This window comes from Acinetobacter sp. WCHA55 (assembly GCF_002165305.2).
Classification (GTDB): Bacteria; Pseudomonadota; Gammaproteobacteria; order Pseudomonadales; family Moraxellaceae; genus Acinetobacter.
Window position 1 is genome coordinate 1,185,653 of the sequence record NZ_CP032286.1, and the last position, 20,338, is coordinate 1,205,990.

Here is a 20,338-nt window from a genome sequence, read left to right on the forward strand (position 1 = left end):
TATTCTTTTGAATTTTTTAAATCATACGATAATTCTTGGATTTATCAATTCGCCTAAAATAAAAATAGACCGAAAAATCGGTCTATTGAGCTTAAATGAACTCATCAGTACAGTTTATTTTGCAGTATTTAGAACTTGCCAAACATTCCATCGACCTTGTTTTTCAATTTCATTAATTAAGCGATCCGCAACTTCAGCTTCTTGCGGATATTTCAGCTTGTAGTTTTTCAAAGTTTGCACTGCATTTTTCTTTTGTTCCATAGCGATGTAGTTATTTGCGGTCGCTAAATAGGCTTCCTGAACACCAAATTTCATTGCTTTATCAAGATATGGCATTGCTTCGCGTTGACCACCACCTTCAGACAAAGCAAAACCAAACCAGAAGTTTGCTTCAGGGTCTTCTTGGTTAATTTTTAAAATACGCTGGGCATAAGCTAAAGACTTGGTGGTGTAGACTGAACCTAAGTCTAAATTACGTGCCATAACACTGGCTTTGAATGCACGAATCAGTACATCAAATGAAGCATTGTCTTTTGATGCTAACGTATCGAGTTGTTGTGTCACTTCTTTTAGTTTTAACTCAAAACCTTTACGTTCTTGGCGTTCTGTGAAGCGGGGTGGGTAGTGACGTGCCTTGCCTTCAACCAACTGTAAAAAGTCATCAATTTCAGTAATATCGACTTCATTGTCACTTGCCAGTACAGCAAACTTTAACTGACGGTCTTTGCTGTTAACAGTCGGGATAATCAGCTTGTTAGTATCTAAAACCAATTTCTTCGATGGATCGTCAGAACGGGTCACTTCCATTTGGGTTACAGGTTGAGCTGCTGCTTTTTTTAAGTTAATTTCAAATGGAGGTGGTGCATCATAATTAAATGGATTGAGTGCATAAAATGGTGCAGTTAATTCAGGCTCTGTAAAAACGATGGTATCGTTATTATTCTTCGTCGGGTTTGAGCTACATGCTGTTAAAAAAGAGACAGCAAGAACAGCAACCGCTAAGGGTTTAAGCATCATAAGGTTCATCCATTCATTATTTTAAGAAGTAGTATAAAAGGCATGTTCGTCAGTCTAAAAAAACTCTGATGAACATGCAAGGTTTGCTATAGGCAGGTTTTCAAAAACTAACACTTTTCATGTTTAGTCATTGGATGGGAGGCTTTGGGCTTCACATTCGCGGCGTACATCTTCCAAAATTTTCAGTTCTTCAGCACTAAAGGGTTGTTCATTTTGTTGCTGTTTTTTAAAGGTTGGGTCAAGTAAAGATAAACGTTGGCATAAGGTATTCATACGTTTTTCATTCAACTGAATACGGTCGAGCAGGATGCGCATGCCTTCAAGAATAGGGTCTGACTGGTCTTGCGTTGCAGCGTAAGCTTGGAAGCCGATACTTTCTGCATAATCACGACGATGTGTTTCAGCCTCATCTTTAGGTTTATCTTTTGATATGAAACGCGCTGGGTTGCCAACTGCGGTGGTGTCGGCTGGAACAGCTTTGGTCACAACTGCATTTGAGCCGACTTTGGCATTTTTACCGACAGTAAAGGGGCCTAAAATTTTAGCGCCTGCACCAACAACTACACCGTCTTCTAAGGTCGGATGGCGTTTACCTTTATTCCACGTGGTTCCACCTAAAGTGACACCATGATATAGGGTCACATCATCACCAATTTCAGCGGTTTCACCAATCACGACACCCATGCCATGGTCAATAAAAAAACGACGACCAATTTTTGCACCTGGGTGAATTTCAATACCTGTTGCAAAACGGCTAAAAGAAGACAATAAACGAGCTGAGCCTTTACATTCTTTTTTCCATAACTCATGAGCCATACGGTGCATGATCAAGGCGTGGATACCTGGGTATGTGGTTAGAACTTCTAAAGTGTTTCGTGCCGCAGGATCGCGCGCGAATACAGCTTGTACATCTTCTTTGAGCTGTTTAAGCATTAGATTGATCCTCTGTTTGGTCCGTATTTGACTTTTTCCATGTGCCATTATTTAAGGCTTGTACACGACTAAAAATACCACGAAGTAAATGATATTCCATACGATCTAATTGTATACGTCCAAAAAGACGACGCAAGCGTAAAGGCAGTAATCGAGGATTTTTTGGATCTAAAAACTCAATCTCGGCCAACATTTTTTCAATGTGTGGATAGAACTGTTCCATTTGCTCATGTGTGACCAAAGGCTCATCCCATTGCATAGTCTCAGTATCTGTTACAGGCATAGTTGCAGCTTCATCTGCACCACTTTCTACAACAGCTAAGGTTGCCATACGCATTTCATAACAAATCACTTGAATCGCTTGAGCCACATTCAGTACACCATAGTCTGTATTTACAGGAATGGTGACATGATAGTTGGCCAAGGCCAGTTCTTCGTTGGTCAGTCCGCGATCTTCACGGCCAAATACCACAGCAACCTCTTGTTGATCATTCACTACTGCTGAAATTGATTTTTCAGCCGCAGGACGTGCGTCTAGCAAAGGCCAAGGAATGGTACGACTACGCGCGCTGGTTCCAAACACTAAATGGCAATCTTTGATGGCGTCGGCAAGGGTTTCAACAATTTCAATCTGCGCGATTAAATCCGTTGCACCCGCAGCCAAAGCATCAATATCGGGATGTGGATAGGTTTTTGGTGCAACCAAAACTAGTTTTGAGAGTCCCATTGTTTTCATAGCACGCAGTGCGCTACCAATGTTTGCAGGGAGTGTGGTATTGACCATGACAATACGCACATGGGAGAGATGCGCTGAAACAGCGGCATTGTCAAATTGGCTCATGATTTTTCCAATGAATCTTTAAACTTTAAATAATTAAGAGAACTGACCGACCTCAGCCTGATATAAGTCCATGGCATCATCCATGCTCATATCCGCAGGTGGCGGTGGTACATCTACGGGTTTGGCTTCTTCATAGCTGACCGCTTTGGCAGCTTTAGATTTGACTTGATATTCCACATAAAGATTTTCTTTACCAAAATAGTCACGAAGTTTAGACAGCAGTTCATCTAGCGGTGCCACTTTCCAATTGATCCCTAAGTGCAATTCAGCCGTGGCATACGGGTAGTCCAACAGTAATTGTAGCGGAATGTGATTACACATATCGACATTACAGAAGGGTGTAAGCATATTTTTCAAATCTTGGTTCAGTGCTTTCGTACTATGCGTTGGGTCAAGGCGAATTTGAATACAGTTGGCACGTTTTTGGCGAATTTCATTTAGGGTAAATGCTTTGGTCAAGCGTCCCATTGGACGGTCAAAGCCTTCACGCTCGTAAATTTCACCTTCAATCACTACCACTTTTTCATTTTGAATGATGTCTTTAAAACGCATAAAGCGTTCATGATTCGCAGAGACTTCAATTCGTGAGGTCCCATCATCTAAGGTGACCATCATTCGGTTTGGAAAGTTGGCTACATCGACCACAAGACCAGCAAAAACAGTGGTTACCCCACGGCGTGTAGGGGTGAGTTCATTGATTTTATTTGGAATAAATGCTTTCAGCTCTGCACGGTATACATCAATTGGGTGACCAGTTAAATACAAACCTAAGGTGTCTTTTTCACCTTTGAGACGGACTTCATCTGACCACGGTTTTACTGGTTTGGCAGGTTTACGCTGTACTTCTTCAACTTCACCGAACAAGTCCATGATGCCTGTTTCACGGTTTGAACGAGCTTGCTCCGCCGCCTGTACTGCTTCTGGAAGTTGCGCCATTAAACTGGAGCGCTCAATGCCAAGACAGTCCAACGCACCTGAGCGAATCAAGGCTTCCAAAGTCCGTTTATTGATTTTTTTCAGATCAATACGGTGGCAGAAATCAAACAAGTCACGATACGGCCCATCTTGAATACGCGAGTCAATGACTGACTGCATCGCAGCTTCACCGACGCCTTTAATTGCACCGAGTCCATAGACGATCGTTTTGTCGTCCGAAGCATGGAATTGATAGATAGACATATTGACCGAAGGTGGCAATACTTCTATATCATTGTGTCGACAGTCATCAATCAAAAACACCACGTTATCGGTGTTTTGCATTTCCGATGACATCACCGCCGCTAAGAATTCAGCTGGATAATGCGCTTTGAGCCATGCAGTTTGATAAGCTACAAGGGCATAGGCTGCGGCATGCGATTTGTTAAAACCATATCCTGCGAACTTTTCCATATAGTCAAAGATATGGTTGGCAGTGGCTTCATCAATGTCTTTTTTGGCTGCACCTTCCGTGAAAATTTGGCGCTGTTTGACCATTTCTTCGGGCTTTTTCTTACCCATCGCACGACGAAGTAAGTCCGCACCACCTAAGCTATAGCCCGCACAATACTGTGCTGCCTGCATCACCTGTTCTTGGTAAACCATAATGCCGTAAGTCGGTTCAAGTACACCTTCAAGCAGGGGATGGAGATATTCAAACTCACCACCATGCATACGGTGGATAAAGTCCGGAATCAGGTCCATCGGGCCTGGACGGTAAAGGGATACGAAGGCGATAATTTCTTCAAATTTGCTTGGGCGTGCTTCCTTGAGCATTTTTTTCATGCCCACGGATTCAAACTGGAAGACCGCTGTGGTGTTGGCATTGGCAAAGATGAGGTATGCATCTTTGTCGTCAAGTGGAATGAAGGCAATGTCTAAAGGTACATCTAGCTTAATGCGCTTATTGATATTCTTCACGGCATCTTCAATAACCGTTAAGTTACGTAGACCCAAGAAGTCGAACTTCACCAGACCTGCAGATTCAACGTCGTCTTTATCGTATTGCGCAACACGGCCTGTACCATCTGCGTCACATAAGACGGCAGAAAAGTCGGTAATTTTAGTTGGGGAAATGACCACGCCACCTGCGTGTTTACCTGTGTTACGGGTAATGCCTTCGAGTTTTAATGCCATTTCCCAAATTTCAGCCGCATCGTCATTGTCTGGGTTGGATGGATTGGTGACAATGTCTTTAAGTTGTGGCTCTGCTTCAATCGACTCTTCAAGGCTTAAACCTAAAGGTTTGGTCGGAATCATTTTTGAGATTCGGTCAGCCAAACCATAGGATTTACCCAAGACACGTGCCACATCACGAATAGCACCTTTGGCTGCCATGGTACCGAAAGTGGCAATTTGTGATACTGCATCGCGTCCATAGGTGCGCGCCACATAGTCAATGACACGGTCACGACCAGCAATACAGAAATCGACGTCAAAGTCGGGCATTGAAACACGTTCTGGGTTTAAGAAGCGTTCAAAAAGTAGCCCGTATGGGAGAGGGTCGAGATCTGTAATTTTTAAGCTGTAGGCAACCAACGAACCTGCACCTGAACCACGGCCTGGACCAACGGGCACGCCATTACCTTTGGACCATTGGATAAAGTCCATGACAATCAAGAAGTAGCCCGGGAAACCCATTTTAAGAATGGTCCCGATTTCATACTCTAAACGATCATCATATTCTTTACGTTTTTCAGGCCAGTATTCATCACGCGTTTCTGGCGGATATAAAAAGTCTAAACGTTCTTCTAAACCTACTTTGGACAAATGCGCAAAGTAGGTGTCAATGGTATGGCCTTCAGGAATAGGGTAGTCAGGCAGGAAGTATTTACCTAATTGCAGGGTAACGTTACAACGTTTAGCAATTTGATAAGTATTTTCAATTGCAGAGGGAATGTCTGCAAATAATTCCGCCATTTGTTGGCCAGATTTAAAATATTGCTCTGGAGAGTAATTTTTTGGTCGGCGGTTATCCCCTAGTACATAACCATCGGCAATACAGACCCGGGCTTCGTGTGCTTCAAAGTCCATTTCTTTCATGAAATGCACATCGTTGTGCGCAACCACACCTATGTTATATTTTTTAGCTAATTTTAAAGCTTCATAGTTGAAGTCATCTTCGCCTGAACGGCCTGTTCGGCATAAAGCCAAATAAACACGATTGCCGAACTTTGCAATCCATTCTTCGAGTAAAGGTTCAGCTTTTTGCGGATTTGATGTACAGAGCATTTTGCCGACATCAGATTGCATGCCAAGTAGAGCAATCAGGTCGTGGTTTTGCTCTAAAATCCAGTCTTTTGCAACGCAAGGAATATCAAGCTGTTGACCACGGATAAAACCTTCTGAAACCAGTTCAGTCAGATTACGCCAGCCAACATTGCTCATCGCCAATAAAGTTACGCGATGTTCAGCATCGTTCAAACGAACTTCTGAACCCATAATTGGTTTGATGCCATTATCTAAGCATTTACCATAAAATTTTACAGCAGCATGTAAGTTAGATAGGTCAGTAATGGCAAGGGCTGGCATACCTTCTGCCTTAGCAGCTTTGACTAAATCAGGTATACGTACAATTGATTCTGTGATTGAAAATTCTGTATGAATACCAAGATGTACAAAGTGCATAAGTGAGTCCCTGCAAAAACCGCTAAATAGTTTAACATGCTCTGCCTTCATTCTGAGTGCGATTCAAATGAATTGGCAAAATTTAATAGCATGTAGTGTTTGGACTGTACATTTTATTATCAGTAACTTTAAAATGACTTAGAAAAGGCAATGTCAGTCCTTGTTCTTTGCATAAAAAGATTTTAACAGGCCACTGCTTGCTGAATGGCAAAACTGTTTAGCCGTCCATTTTTAAAACCGAAGTTGAGATAAGCCGTGTAGGGTGGGGCAAAGTTTTGCGTTTCTTTCAGAAAGGCTTTGATTTCATTGGGCTGCAAGAGCAGGACTTGGGCTTGACCTGATGCTGCAATATCTTGCGCACTGTATTTAAAGTCTTGTTTAAATTGCTGCAAAGTATAATTGGGTGTGATCTGAATATTTTGCACGCGTATGTTTTCGCTCATGCCTTGAGTACTTTTCCAGTTAAGCCAAACACGGCCTTTGGTTTGACCGAGTTGTTTGAAATTCGCTTTGTCTTTATAGAATTTTTCGGCCTGAATCTTGGGATTATCTTCGTTAAAAATTTCAAACTTTAGGGTTTTGTATTGGGCATTTGCGGTACTGTATTCATAGTTACCTGTACATTCGGCATATTCTTTGCTGACTTTTCCATTCGATTGAGTGAGCAATTGACTGACTTGATGTGCTGTTACAGGGGCATTCAGTTCGACCTGATTCACTTTCACACTGGTGACGTAGTCATAAGTATTTGACACTGCATGACTGAGTATCGGCAAAAGACTTATACTTAGAAATAAAATGGGTGTTTTCATGGTGGTGATTTTAAAGTCGTAATTTTGAATTTTTTGTGTTGTCATTATATAAAATTTAAATCTGAAAAAAAGCTCTCAATATTGAGAGCTTGATTTTGTTAGCGTAGTTTAGACAGCCAATCCCCAACGGATTGTACAATTTGCACCATGATCAACAACACAATCACCGTAAGTATCACGACACTGGTGTCAAAACGTTGATAACCATAAGAAATAGCAAGATCACCAATACCACCTGCACCCACAGCACCAGCCATCGCGGTTGCACCAATTAAGCTAATCGTGGCTGTGGTTAAGTTCAAAATCAGTGAACTACGTGCTTCAGGTAAAATAAACTTAAAAATGATTTGTAGCGGTGTTGCGCCCATGGCTTGAGCAGATTCGATAATGCCTTCATTCACTTCAAGCAATGACGTTTCGACCAAACGACCAATGTATGGTCCAACATAAATGGTGAGTGGAACAATTGCAGCCCACGTGCCAATAGATGTACCGACGATGAGTTTGGTTAAAGGTAGAACTGCAATCAACAAAATAATAAAAGGCAGAGAGCGCAGGGCATTCACAATCGGGTTAAGAATGTGATAAATCGCTTTGTTGGGTAAAATACCATCAGGACGTGTGACCAATAAAATGATAGCCTGAATAAAGCCCCAAATACAGCCAAACAGCATTGCAAAAAACACCATATGAAAGGTTTCTTGCAAAGCGGTAATGAACTGATCAATAGATAAAGAGCTTTTCCAAAACGGCGCAGTAATTTGAGTTAACCACTGGACAATTAAATCTCTCATGCCAGTTCTCCTGATTGCTCAACAGCCACACCATGCTGTTTCAAAAACTCCACTGCTTCAGTAATTAAAGTTTCATCCCCTAATAACTGAACAAACATTTGGCCAATCACATTGCCATCAATTTCAATCATGTTTGCAAACAGGATATTGAGACTAATATCAAACTGTTTAATTAAATTTTGGATCACGGTTTCATGTGCAGACTGACCAAGGAACTGTAAGCGATAAATACTGTGATGGTGCTTATGCTCCAAATTATTCAGCAGTTTAATCGGTAACTGTTGATGCAAAATCGTTTGAATAAAATTCTGTGTTGTTGCGTGTTGCGGGCGACTAAATAAGTCCACCGTTTTGCCTGTTTCAACTACTTTGCCGAGTTCCATCACGGCTACATGGGAGCAGATGCTTTGAATCACATCCATCTCATGCGTCACCATGACGATGGTAATGCCTTGCTCTTGATTGATTTTTTTGAGCAATTCTAAGACCGACTTGGTAGTTTGTGGGTCTAGTGCAGAAGTTGCTTCATCACAAAGTAAAATTTTAGGATGGTTGGCAAGCGCACGAGCAATACCCACACGTTGTTTTTGACCACCCGAGAGCTCGTCTGGATAAGCTTCTTTTTTATGCTTGAGGTCAATAAACTCAAGTAGCTCATTTAAACGTTTTTCACGTTCAGCTTTGCTATAACCTAAAAGTTTCATTGGCATTTCAATATTGGCTGCAACAGTTTTGGTTTGCAGTAAATTAAAATGCTGGAAAATCATGCCAATATTTGCACGTTCTTGACGTAATGCTTTTGCATCTAATGCAGTAAAGTCTTTTTGATTGATAATCACTTGGCCTTGTGTTGGGCGTTCAAGTAAATTGATCAATCGAATGAGGGTACTTTTACCTGCACCACTATAGCCAATAATGCCAAAAATACTGCCTTCTGGAATGTCCAAATTGATTTGGTCCAGTGCAGGAATGGTTTGGCCTTTCAGCTGATAGTGCTTTGAAATGTTTTTAAATTGAATCATATCGTCAAAAACTACACAAAAATGAAAAAACAGGCAAAGAGACTTTGCCTGTTTCGTTGACTTGATTATATTACTATTTAGCTTGAGTAAGGTAGCTTACTGGCTTGTTCACATCAATTTTTGTGCCGCCAAAATGTTCTTGAACATATTTGCCAACTGCAGCGACATGGTAAAGTTCCCCGACTTTTTTCAGTACTGGGTCGTTTTGACGTGCTTCAGCCACAGCAAGAACGTTGACGTTCATTTTTGTGGTTTGGTCGATTGGCTCATAGTAAATCGCATCTTTCAATACGTTTAAACCACCTTCCATTGCAAGGGTATTTCCTAAAACAATTGCATCTACTTCGTCTTTCACACGAACAGCTGTTGCCATTTGAATAGGCTTGATTACGAGTGCTTTGTTATTTTCAACGATATCTTTAGAAGTACCTTTCACAAAGTCAAAGTCATTTTTTAACTTCACTAGACCTGCAGATTGTAATAATAACAATGCACGTGATTCGTTCGCACCGTCATTTGGAATAGCAATCGTTGCACCTGTTTTAAACTCAGCCAGTGTTTTTACTTTGCTTGAGTAAATACCCATTGGCTCTAGGTAGGTGGTAGAAAGCGGAGCAATCTTCGCTGTGTTTGCTTCGTTGTAGGCAACCAGATAAGCATAAGATTGGAATGCGTTGACATCGACTTCATTGTTTGCAACAGCGGTGTTCATTGCAACATAGTCAGTGAAGTTTTTAATGTCTAATTTTAAACCTGCTTCTTTGGTTTCTGGCAAAGTTGCAATATAGCGCCAAATGTCCGCATCAGACCCTGTCGATGCAATTGTTACCGTTTGCTCAGCCGTGGTTGCTGCATCCTTTTTAGCTGCATCTGTTGCAGGTGCTTCAGGTTTACTACAACCTGTTAAAACAACAGATAAACCCAGTGCAATTCCTAGAATTTTTTTCATTTTTTCTTCCCGAGTAAGCATCCAAATGAGGCATAACTTACCTGAACTATAGAGAGATCAATTGATTTAAATCAGGTATTCCTGATTTGATGCATACGACTGTAATGTGAGTTTTTCAAGTGTGCAATTCGATATCAGTCGAATATGGGATTTCACTTTCAAAAGATTAACTTTTTCAACTCACTAGAAACATCACTGCTCAATCGTTAAATTTTGCACATCATATCAACAAACTAATATTCGATATAGAGCATAAAAGTTTAATACTTATCTTATTTAAATATTAAGAGTTTATGATTTGTCTGCAATTTTATAATGAAAACAATATATTATTTTTAATTAATTTGTTTGAAAATAATAATTTGCATAAATTTTGTGCTTTATAAGATTTTATCCAAAAGAAATACAAAAAATAGATAAAAGGAGTAAATGGCAATATGTTTGTTTTGTTTATTGTATTTATCTGAATTGGGCATAGTTTTATGAATAAAAGAAATTTGTTTGATCATTCCTCGCAGCATTTTCATTTGCTAACAAGATACACACTCGGTCTGAATGAAGACTTTGGGTTGAGTGTGTATCTCACCAATTTAACTCAGCTAGTGAATCAATTAAGATTTTAGAAAATCTTCAGATGCATAAGTCGGGTTTGGATAACTGTAGAAGCCTTTACCTGCCAACATTCCTAAATGACCAGGTTTAATAAATTCGGCGTCTAATTTTTCTAAAAGAGGTGCCATATTCGGGTTGGTATCAACATTAAGTTTTGCAACATTATAAACCGTGTTAATGCCAATAATGTCTAAGATCGCAAATGGACCTAGTGGTGAACCAAAAGATTTCATCCATGCTTTATCAATGGTTGCAGGTTCTGAAACTTCTTTGACCCAAAGTTCAGTGGCTGAAATTAAAAATGGAACCAACATAGAGTTTAGAAGGTGACCTGGTTGCTCTTTGTAAATTGGTAAAGCCAACATACCAATTGCTTTAGCGAATTCAACTAAATCATCAAATACTTGTGGATCCGTACCCGCATGACCCATAATTTCTGCCATATTGTTGACCCAAATCAAATTGGCAAAGTGCAATGCGACATATTTTTCTGGTCGCCCAGTAATTTCAGCAAACTGACTTGGTAAAAGCGTTGAAGTATTGGTTGCAAAAACGGTTTTAGCTGGTGCAACTTGTTTTAATTTTTCATAAAAATCAGTTTTAATACTGACATCTTCTGGCACAGCTTCAATTAGCAAATCTGCATCCTTGACTGCTTCTACAAGGTTGGATTGATAGCTAAGATTATTGAATGCATTGTCAAGTTGTTCTTGGGTTGCATTAAGATCGCGCTTATAACATTCAGATAATTCAAAAAATTTAGCTTTGGCTTTATTAAGAATTTCGTCGTTAATATCATACACTGTTACTTTAAAACCGTGGAATGCGGTTTGAAACGCGATTTGATAACCGAGTACACCACTGCCAGCAACCGTTACATTTTTAAAATTCATTCGATATTCCTTGTTTTATCCTTGGTGGAAAATGTGGCTTTCATATCCATGTGCTACATTTAATCGCATCATCGTATTTGTATGTTTGATGTACGGAATTCATGAACAAATAAATTGATCATAGGGCTATTCTGCCGTGGCTTTTTTATGCTAACTTGACGTAATGAGTCAAATTTTTGACGGATTGAGACAAGGATTGTTGGAATGAATCAGGATGATTCAATCGAAGTTGAATACCGGAATAATATCCATGATGATATGGTACATAGTTCAGGGCTACGTGGCTATTTAGAGGTAATGCAACAACTAGGCATTGACCCAATACCATTGTTAGCCAAGCATAAAATTCAACTTGCACAATTACAAGATGACAATGCATGGATTTCACATATAGCACTGATCCAACTTCTAGAAGAAAGTGCGCAACATGCCAAATCTGCGGATTTAGGTTTACGCATCTCGCAGTATCAAGATATTGGTATTTTGGGTGTGCTAGGGCTGATCTTACAAAGTGCAACGACACTTCATGAAGTGATTAAATACAGTTCGGATTTGCTATTTTTACATGGCTCTGCTTTACGCTTATATATCAATGACCGTGTTCGTACAGATTTTTTTGAGCCCAACTCGGATATTGTTGAACTTATTTTTGATATTCAGTTGCATGACGCTACACGTATTTTGAGTAAACGACAAACCATGGATATGGGGCTCGCTGTGTGTCATCGGGTTCTTCGTTATTTAAGTGGTGAACGTTATCAACCGATGAAAGTTGCACTGCCACATAGTCCCGTTGCTCCTTTAAATGTGTATAAACGATTTTTTCATGCGGAAGTCATGATCGATCAACAACATGCAGCTTTGTATTTCCATAAAGATATGTTGAATATTACTTTGGACAGTATTGATCATGGCTTACGGGAAATTGTAGATAGTTATTTGGAGCGGAGTTTTCGCAGTCATCAAGGTTCATTTAGCGATCGTGTTCGACATGCAATTCGTATTCATCTGTCGGGCCCAAAAGCGAATAAAACTGAAATTGCAAATATGCTTGCGATGCATCCTCGAAGCTTACAACGTAAATTGGATGAAGAGGGTACTAGCTTTGAGCAGATCAGAGATAAGCTCAGACAACAGCTGTTATTGCAATATTTGGCTGACTCAAAAGCATCGATGAGTCAAATTGCTTCTATATTAGGTTTTTCCGAACAGTCGGTATTAAGTCGTGCCTGCAAAAATTGGTTTGGTGTGACGCCACGACAATTAAAAAAGATTCGCAGTGGATTGCAATAAAAAAACCCGCTTTAAAAGCGGGTTTTTTAAAAGTACATTGACTACTTTAATTACGAATTTTCACGAGCAATAGCACGGTAACCAATGTCTTTACGATATTGAACACCATCAAATGTTACTTTTTGGCAAAGTTCTAAGGCTTTGGCTTGTGCTTCACCAATGGTATTGCCTAGTGCAGTCACACAAAGCACACGACCACCCGCAGTCACGATGTCGCCATTTTCATTGACTTTGGTACCAGCATGGAACACTTTCGCATCAGTCATTTCTGTGTCTAAACCAGAAATTACATCGCCATTGCTTGAAGTTTCAGGGTAGCCTTTAGACGCAAGTACGATCCCTACAGTTTTACGCTCATCCCATGCAGCTTCTGCTGGAAGATTACCTGCAATACCTGCTTCAACTAAATCAACCAAAGATGATTGTAAACGCATCATGATCGGTTGAGTTTCAGGGTCACCAAAACGGCAGTTGAATTCGATCACACGTGGTTGACCTGCATCATCAATCATCAAACCAGCATATAAGAAACCTGTATACACATGACCGTCTTTCTTCATGCCTTCTACAGTTGGACGCATTACTTCAGCCATGACACGATCAAACACTTCACTGGTCACCACTGGAGCAGGGGAGTAAGCACCCATGCCACCCGTGTTTGGACCTTGGTCACCTTCAAAGATACGTTTGTGATCTTGTGAAGTAGCCATAGGTAAAATGTTGTCGCCATCAATCATACAAATGAAAGAGGCTTCTTCACCCGCAAGGAACTGCTCAATCACGACACGTGAACCGGCATCACCAAATTTATTGCCCGCCAACATGTCATCAATCGCATCAAAGGCTTCTTGATTAGTCATAGCAACAATCACGCCTTTACCAGCAGCTAGACCATCAGCCTTAATCACGATTGGCGCGCCATTTTTTTCAACAAATGCTTTCGCGGCATCGACTTCAGTAAATACATCGTAGAATGCAGTAGGAATGTTGTGGCGTTTTAAGAAGTGTTTTGCGAACGCTTTTGAACCTTCTAACTGTGCAGCAAATTGTGTTGGACCCCAAATTTTAAGCTCTGCCGCGCGGCAAGCATCCACTACGCCATTTACAAGCGGTGCTTCTGGACCAACAATAATTAAATCAACCGCATTATTTTTTGCAAATTCGATAATGGCAGGGTTGTCTAAAATGTTAAGCGCAACATTTTCACATTTGTTTTCTGTTGCCGTTCCTGCATTACCAGGAGCTACAAATACTTTTGCAACTTTCTCATCTTGTGCGATTTTCCATGCCAATGCATGTTCACGACCGCCATTACCCAAAACTAAAATGTTCATCTAAAAATCCCTCAAAGAAAAGAATCCCTCCCGACCTCCCTTTAAAAAAGGGAAGGGATCACGCATGAAAACCAAGGTTTCTTACGTGAAAAGTCCCCCTTTTTACAAAGGGGGATTTAGGGGGATTAATAAATATGACTTCTAATCAATTAATGACGGAAGTGACGCATACCAGTAAAGACCATCGCAATGCCTGCTTCATCCGCAGCAGCAATGGTTTCTTCGTCACGCATAGAACCGCCTGGTTGGATAATACATTTAATGCCTGCTTTCGCTGCATTATCAATACCATCACGGAACGGGAAGAATGCATCCGATGCCATAACCGCACCTTCAACCACTAAACCGGCATGTTCCGCTTTAATCGCAGCAATACGCGCTGAGTTAACACGGCTCATTTGACCTGCGCCTACACCAATGGTTTGACGACCTTTAGCATAAACAATGGCATTTGATTTCACGTATTTCGCAACTTTCCAAGCGAAGATCAAATCATCAATTTCAGCTTCAGTTGGTGCGCGTTTGGTCACAACTTTTAGATCATCTTTTGTGATCATGCCCAAGTCTTGGTCTTGAACCAATAAACCACCGTTAACACGCTTGTAGTCTAACTGCGGAGCACGCTCATCAATCGCTGGTAATTCACCGCACACCAATACACGAACATTTTTCTTTGCACCAGTGACTTCAAGTACGCCATCGGCAATGCTTGGAGCAATGATTACTTCTACGAATTGACGGTCAACGATTGCTTGTGCAGTTGCTACATCTAGCTCACGGTTGAATGCAATGATTCCACCGAAAGCAGATTCTGGGTCAGTTGCATAAGCCAAGTCATAAGCGGTTTGAATACCGTCTAATGAAACTGCAACGCCACATGGGTTTGCATGTTTCACAATGACGCAGGCTGGTTTAGCAAAAGATTTAACACATTCAAGTGCTGCATCGGTATCCGCGATGTTGTTATAAGAAAGCTCTTTACCTTGAAGTTGTTTCGCTGTTGAAACAGAGGCTTCAGTAGCTGTGCTTTCTACATAGAATGCAGCTGATTGGTGCGGGTTTTCACCGTAACGTAAGTCTTGAGCTTTATTGAGCTGTGTATTGAAAGTACGAGCAAACTTGTCCGCTTCACCTTCAGCTTTGCCTACGCGCGCGCCAAGGTAAGAAGCAATCATGCCATCGTATTGTGCAGTGTGTTCGAAAGCTTTGACTGCTAAATCAAAACGAGTTTCATAAGACAACGCGCCATCTGCTTTAAGCTCGGCAACAACGGTGTCATAGTCAGAAGCATTTACAACAATACCTACAGACGCATGGTTTTTCGCAGCAGCGCGAACCATAGTTGGACCACCGATGTCGATGTTCTCTATGGCATCTGCAAGTGAACAGTTCGGTTTAGCGACTGTTGCAGCAAATGGATAAAGGTTCACAACTACAAGATCTATTGCATCGATATTGTGTTCAGCCATCACAGCTTCGTCTAGACCGCGACGAGCTAAGATGCCACCATGAATTTTCGGGTGTAGCGTTTTTACACGACCATCCATCATTTCTGGGAAACCAGTATGCTCTGAAACTTCAACTACAGCGATATTGTTGTCTTTTAACAACTTATATGTACCGCCAGTAGATAAAATTTCTACCCCTAGAGCAACAAGGTTTTGAGCGAACTCAACAATGCCAGTTTTATCGGAAACAGAGATTAAAGCGCGTTTAATGGTCATGATCTTCGTCACAGTTATCAAGAATTAAAACAAAAAGCCAAAAATAGCAGGTAAAAAAAAATGCCCGCGGAAGCCGCAAGCATTTTATCATTTATTCACTCATTAAACCGTGAGCTTTTAACTTTTTACGCAAAGTACCACGGTTGAGGCCTAGAATCTCCGCAGCACGTGTTTGGTTGCCGCGGGTATATTCTAAAACTACAGATAGAAGAGGTTTCTCCATTTCTGCTAGCACCATGTCGTAGACCTGAGATGGTTGCTCGCCTTGCAGTTGTGCAAAATAGTGGCGAACTGCGCGATCTACGTGAATACGAAGAGCGACATCAGACTGTGCAGTAAAAATAGGAGATTTGCTATTCATGCGAATTAATCCGAAAAATCTAAATATCACTTGGGTAAAGTGACATATATAAAGTGGTCTAAAATTAAAATGAACTTCGTTTTAGATCCTAAAACGAATAGTTCTAAAACTGTACATTTAGCATGCCACAATATCGCTAAGTTGGTCGAAATATAAGCGTAACAATAGTTAAATATTTGTTACCGACCTTTTTTAAACAAAAAAATCTGCTCGATACGCGATATTAGTATAACGCGTATTTTTGCTGATGTTCTATTTGTATTAAAAGACTGAGGAGATTGCAGCACTAAGCTTTCGTGGCGCGTATCATACCATTGTCTAAGAAAAAGTGAGCAAGAAAACTGCATTTTTTTTCACTTTTTTTACATTTTTTTTAAATTTTAGGGCTGGACTATTTCTAAACTGTAATGATTGAAGCTTTTACGGCTGACTGGTAGGCTAAATTTGAATTTGAATGGACTATTTTTAGGAATTCGTTTAATTCCAACTAGACTGTCAATTAAATATTCATTTGCATGCAGTTGATAGGTTGAATCGACTTCACCATCCACTTTTAAAATGACCTTAAGATCTGGTAGGGGCAGACTAGTGTCATGATAGTTGATCAGCTCACCCGAAAATTGAGTTTTCTGTGCCTCAATGCGTTTTACTTTTACTTTATTAATGCTGATTAGGCTGTAACGTTCTTGTAGGCTACTACAGTTCAGTACAAGACAAATTTTATTATAGGTTGCGCCTAATGCGGGACTGTTATTGAGGATATGTGGATTAAACCATAAGTATTGGAAACACAATAGCGCCAATAAGCTGAAGTTTATCAGACCCCAAAGTATATAGTACATCGGGCTTTTTTGCGGTTTCGTTGGATTGTTGTCTGCCAAATTCATGGCAGGATAGTTACCAATAAGATCGGTACTAAAATAATTTAAATTGTTTAAATATGTTTTGAGGTCAATGTTGGAGTGCTCAACTTTCAGGTTGAAAATATCAAGCAAATTTGATGTCGACATTGAAAGCGCAGCAGATTGCGATAAATCAAAATGTATGCTGTCTACATGAGGAGAGGAAAATGCTGAGTTCGAAGACATACTCATGTCATTTTGATTCGTCGATTTTTCCTCTCCTGTGCCAAAAATATGACCCGTGGTTAAATGTGAGAGTGCATTAAAGGTCATTGAACACTTTGGGCAACAAACCATACCTTGCGCAACCGTGAGTTGAGCAACACTTACTTTGTAGATGGTTAGGCATTTAGGGCAAGAGGTTTGTTTGTCGCTCATAGTGTATTAAGAGTTCATTTAAAGGGTGTGGCGTTTACCCGAGATTCGGCACCAGTTTTCATCACGTTTCTCGACCTCTAATATATCAAAAAACTCAGAATAAACACTAGAAACATCAAAAACTTGCTCTTCAATTACACCAGCAAGTGCGAACTCTCCCTCAGATTTAACCAAAGTTGCGAATTCAGGCGCTAACATCATGAGCGGACCTGCCAAAATATTTGCAACAAAAACATCTGCTTTTTGGTCAGCCAGTTCTAAATTGAACTCATCTGGTAAGCCGACATATAGGTTTTCAGCCACGCCATTGAGTGCTGCATTTTGTTCAGTGGCTAAAATTGCTTGAGGGTCAATGTCTGTGGCATAGACTTTTTTTGCACCTAGGAGTAGAGCAGCAACACCTAAAATACCTGAACCGCAACCATAGTCGATCACGATTTTATCTTTAACATCAGTTTTACCTAACCACTGCAGGCAAAGAAAAGTAGATGCATGGTTCCCTGTACCAAAAGCTAAGCCTGGATCAAGTTTAATGTTCACCGCATCTGGTTCTGGTGCTTCCATCCATTCAGGAACGATCCAGTATTTGTCAGCAATTTGAATTGGTTCGTAGGCATCCATCCATGTACGTTCCCACTCTTGGTCTTCAAGAAATTCGCTACGCATTGGTGCGTCAGGCATTTGAGTGCGAATAAACGTTTCTAATGCATTGACATCAATTTCTTCATCTTCTTCTTGCGCATAGATACCCGTCACAATGACTTTATTCCAAAGTGGCGTTTCACCTGGAAGTGGTTCAAGTAAGTCTTGGTTTTCTGCATCATCTAATGTGACACTGACTGCACCCAAAGATTCTAAAAGGGTTTCAGTAAAATCGACTTGCGCTTGATCAACCGTAATATGAATTTGTAACCACTTCACAGGAATAACCTAATATTTATGTATAAATAAATATTGTAACGGAACGGGGGGCAGTTCAACAGCATTCCTCAAAATAAAAAAGGATGCCGAAGCATCCTTAGACTCACATCCGTTTTAGGCCTGCTCTGTACGGGTTTGAACCGATGGAGCATAACGGTTGAGTAATGTCCCAAAGATGGCAGCAAAGATATACATAAAAATAGAATAGACTGCTGCGGGCATGGCAATGGTGGTACTGGCCATCACGGTGAGTGCAATGGTCATGGCAAGGGTGCTGTTATGAATGCCAATTTCAAATGCACAAGCCCGTGCTTGAGCACTATTGATCCCGAGTAGTCTCGGTACAAAATAGCCAATCATTAAACTACAAATACAGAAAATGACTGTGGCTAAACCGACCTGAGTTAGATACTCCAGAATATGTGCACGTTCTTTGGCTATTGCTCCAACAATGATTAAGACCAAAAATACAACAGAAAAAATACGCAATGGCTTATTCAGCTTCTTGGTAAAAGAGGGTGCATAGTGGCGAATCAACATACCAATACAAACAGGGATAAGAATAATTGAGAAAACCTGTATGATTTTACTAAACTGCATACTGACATGTTGTCCATCTTGCATAAAGTACTGAATGGCAAAGTTGACAATTAGCGGCAAGGTAAACGCTGCAATAACGGAGTTAATCGCGGTTAAGGTAATATTGAGCGCAATATCACCTTTAAACAAGTAGCTAAATAAGTTTGCAGTACTACCACCAGGAGAGGCTGCTAGAAGCATTAAGCCGACGGCAAGAAGTGGCGGTAAGTTGAGTACTTTGCAAATCACAAAGGCAATCCCAACAAGAAGTACCAATTGGCAGAATAAAGCAACCAATACCGCTTTGGGATGTTTGCTCACACGTGCAAAATCCTTCGGGGTTAACTCTAAGCCCAAACCAATCATGATGATGGCAAGAGCTAGGGGTAACATAATTGTTATAATTCCTGAATCCATATGTGCATATTCTCCTTAAAATTATAGTAAATCTTGACCGTAAGCTTATTCAGCTGCGGTCTCTTTCTTCAAAAATAAACTGTCATTTCTTCGTGAAATTAATAGGCCTAATAACGCAGCAAATATAAACATGAAAATGGAATAAATACCGGCAGGAATCGCCATGGCGGTGTTGCCTAAAACTGACAGGGCAACCGTAATGGCAAGTGCGGTGTTGTGAATAGTGATCTCAAAGGAGCAGGTTAAGGCTTGTTTTTCTGGAATATTGGCAAGTTGTGGCACAAAAAAACCAATAAACATACTACAGAAGCAGAATAAGGCTACAGCTGGCCCAATCTCAAACACATATTCAACAAAATTATGTCGTTCTAAGTACAGGGCGAGAAAAAAGATAAAAATAAGACAACTCGCAGACAAAATACGCATTGGGTGGTTTAATTTGTCGGCAAGTTTTGGAAAGTAATAACGTAAAAACATGCCCATACTGACAGGTAGTAGAGTGATGAAAAAGACCTTCATCATTTTCATGGCGGGCATGTCAACGGGTTGAGATGTTTGTAGAAAATACATCAGTGAAAAATTAATAATAAATGGGAGGGTGAGCGTTGAAATGATGGAATTTGTGGCTGTAAGAGTAATATTCAGTGCAACATCACCCTTAAATAAATAGGTCAACAGGTTTGACGTTGGTCCACCTGGTGAGGCTGCAACGAGCATCAAACCAATCGCAAATATAGGCGCTAAATTTAAAAACTGGCAAATGAGAAAAGCAATGCCTACCAATAGAACTAACTGTGAAAATAGCGCGATGAAAATGACTTTGGGGTGTAGTGTGAGCCTATAGAAATCAGCTGGGCGTAGATGTAAACCAAGACCCATCATCATCAAGGCCAAAGTCAAAGGCAAAAAAACTGTAAACAATTCCGAATCCATGGAATACCTTTTTTATTCGT

17 protein-coding genes are annotated in these 20,338 nt (G+C 40.5%); 1 reads left to right on the top strand and 16 read right to left on the bottom strand.

Annotated features, from left to right (window positions below):
* Positions 1 to 114: 114 nt before the first annotated feature.
* The 9 genes from CDG62_RS08540 to CDG62_RS08580 all read right to left on the bottom strand — a co-directional run bounded on the left by CDG62_RS08540 (position 115) and on the right by CDG62_RS08580 (position 11,476).
* Positions 115 to 1,017: an ABUW_2363 family tetratricopeptide repeat lipoprotein gene (locus CDG62_RS08540; RefSeq protein WP_087526470.1), complete on the bottom strand. Its 903-nt coding sequence runs from the start codon at positions 1,015 to 1,017 to the stop codon at positions 115 to 117.
* A gap of 123 nt (positions 1,018 to 1,140) precedes the next feature.
* Complete coding sequence (gene cysE, locus CDG62_RS08545) at positions 1,141 to 1,950, bottom strand: serine O-acetyltransferase (protein ID WP_087526469.1); 810 nt, start codon at positions 1,948 to 1,950, stop codon at positions 1,141 to 1,143.
* Positions 1,943 to 2,791: an RNA methyltransferase gene (locus tag CDG62_RS08550; RefSeq protein WP_087526468.1), complete on the bottom strand. Its 849-nt coding sequence runs from the start codon at positions 2,789 to 2,791 to the stop codon at positions 1,943 to 1,945. Before CDG62_RS08550 ends, cysE begins: the two co-directional genes overlap by 8 nt.
* 33 nt (positions 2,792 to 2,824) lie before the next feature.
* Complete coding sequence (gene dnaE / locus CDG62_RS08555) at positions 2,825 to 6,394, bottom strand: DNA polymerase III subunit alpha (protein ID WP_087526467.1); 3,570 nt, start codon at positions 6,392 to 6,394, stop codon at positions 2,825 to 2,827.
* A 182-nt stretch (positions 6,395 to 6,576) separates the two neighbouring features.
* The gene (locus CDG62_RS08560; RefSeq protein ID WP_228254436.1) at positions 6,577 to 7,251 is read right to left on the bottom strand and encodes a hypothetical protein; all 675 of its coding nucleotides are present in this window, start codon (positions 7,249 to 7,251) and stop codon (positions 6,577 to 6,579) included.
* A 53-nt stretch (positions 7,252 to 7,304) separates the two neighbouring features.
* Positions 7,305 to 8,000: a methionine ABC transporter permease gene (locus CDG62_RS08565; RefSeq protein ID WP_086207757.1), complete on the bottom strand. Its 696-nt coding sequence runs from the start codon at positions 7,998 to 8,000 to the stop codon at positions 7,305 to 7,307.
* Positions 7,997 to 9,022: a methionine ABC transporter ATP-binding protein gene (locus tag CDG62_RS08570; RefSeq protein ID WP_087526466.1), complete on the bottom strand. Its 1,026-nt coding sequence runs from the start codon at positions 9,020 to 9,022 to the stop codon at positions 7,997 to 7,999. Before CDG62_RS08570 ends, CDG62_RS08565 begins: the two co-directional genes overlap by 4 nt.
* 73 nt (positions 9,023 to 9,095) lie before the next feature.
* Positions 9,096 to 9,971, bottom strand: coding sequence for a MetQ/NlpA family ABC transporter substrate-binding protein (locus tag CDG62_RS08575; protein ID WP_087526465.1), 876 nt, complete (start codon positions 9,969 to 9,971; stop codon positions 9,096 to 9,098).
* A 611-nt stretch (positions 9,972 to 10,582) separates the two neighbouring features.
* Positions 10,583 to 11,476 carry a 3-hydroxyacyl-CoA dehydrogenase gene (locus CDG62_RS08580; protein ID WP_087526464.1) on the bottom strand — a complete coding sequence of 298 codons (894 nt, stop codon included), beginning with the start codon at positions 11,474 to 11,476 and terminating at the stop codon, positions 10,583 to 10,585.
* Between the two features lie 204 nt (positions 11,477 to 11,680).
* Between CDG62_RS08580 and CDG62_RS08585 the strand changes: the two genes are divergently transcribed.
* Positions 11,681 to 12,769: an AraC family transcriptional regulator ligand-binding domain-containing protein gene (locus CDG62_RS08585; RefSeq protein ID WP_087526463.1), complete on the top strand. Its 1,089-nt coding sequence runs from the start codon at positions 11,681 to 11,683 to the stop codon at positions 12,767 to 12,769.
* A gap of 50 nt (positions 12,770 to 12,819) precedes the next feature.
* On the opposite strand, the gene purD is transcribed toward CDG62_RS08585, so the two are convergent.
* From purD to CDG62_RS08620, 7 genes are all read right to left on the bottom strand, one after another.
* The gene (gene purD / locus CDG62_RS08590; RefSeq protein WP_087526462.1) at positions 12,820 to 14,103 is read right to left on the bottom strand and encodes a phosphoribosylamine--glycine ligase; all 1,284 of its coding nucleotides are present in this window, start codon (positions 14,101 to 14,103) and stop codon (positions 12,820 to 12,822) included.
* 149 nt (positions 14,104 to 14,252) lie between these two features.
* Complete coding sequence (gene purH / locus CDG62_RS08595; protein WP_087526461.1) at positions 14,253 to 15,827, bottom strand: bifunctional phosphoribosylaminoimidazolecarboxamide formyltransferase/IMP cyclohydrolase; 1,575 nt, start codon at positions 15,825 to 15,827, stop codon at positions 14,253 to 14,255.
* A 91-nt stretch (positions 15,828 to 15,918) separates the two neighbouring features.
* On the bottom strand, positions 15,919 to 16,188 hold the full coding sequence (gene fis / locus CDG62_RS08600) for a DNA-binding transcriptional regulator Fis (protein WP_001086304.1): 270 nt from the start codon (positions 16,186 to 16,188) through the stop codon (positions 15,919 to 15,921).
* 380 nt (positions 16,189 to 16,568) lie between these two features.
* Positions 16,569 to 17,468: a DUF3426 domain-containing protein gene (locus CDG62_RS08605; RefSeq protein ID WP_087526460.1), complete on the bottom strand. Its 900-nt coding sequence runs from the start codon at positions 17,466 to 17,468 to the stop codon at positions 16,569 to 16,571.
* Positions 17,469 to 17,486: 18 nt separating this feature from the next.
* Positions 17,487 to 18,389 (bottom strand): 50S ribosomal protein L11 methyltransferase, encoded by a 903-nt coding sequence (prmA, locus tag CDG62_RS08610; RefSeq protein WP_087526459.1) that lies wholly within the window; start codon positions 18,387 to 18,389, stop codon positions 17,487 to 17,489.
* Positions 18,390 to 18,503: 114 nt separating this feature from the next.
* Complete coding sequence (locus CDG62_RS08615; protein WP_087526458.1) at positions 18,504 to 19,385, bottom strand: bile acid:sodium symporter family protein; 882 nt, start codon at positions 19,383 to 19,385, stop codon at positions 18,504 to 18,506.
* Between the two features lie 45 nt (positions 19,386 to 19,430).
* A complete protein-coding gene (locus CDG62_RS08620; RefSeq protein ID WP_087526457.1) occupies positions 19,431 to 20,318 on the bottom strand; it encodes a bile acid:sodium symporter family protein in 888 nt (295 codons plus the stop codon).
* Between the last annotated feature and the right edge of the window lie 20 nt (positions 20,319 to 20,338).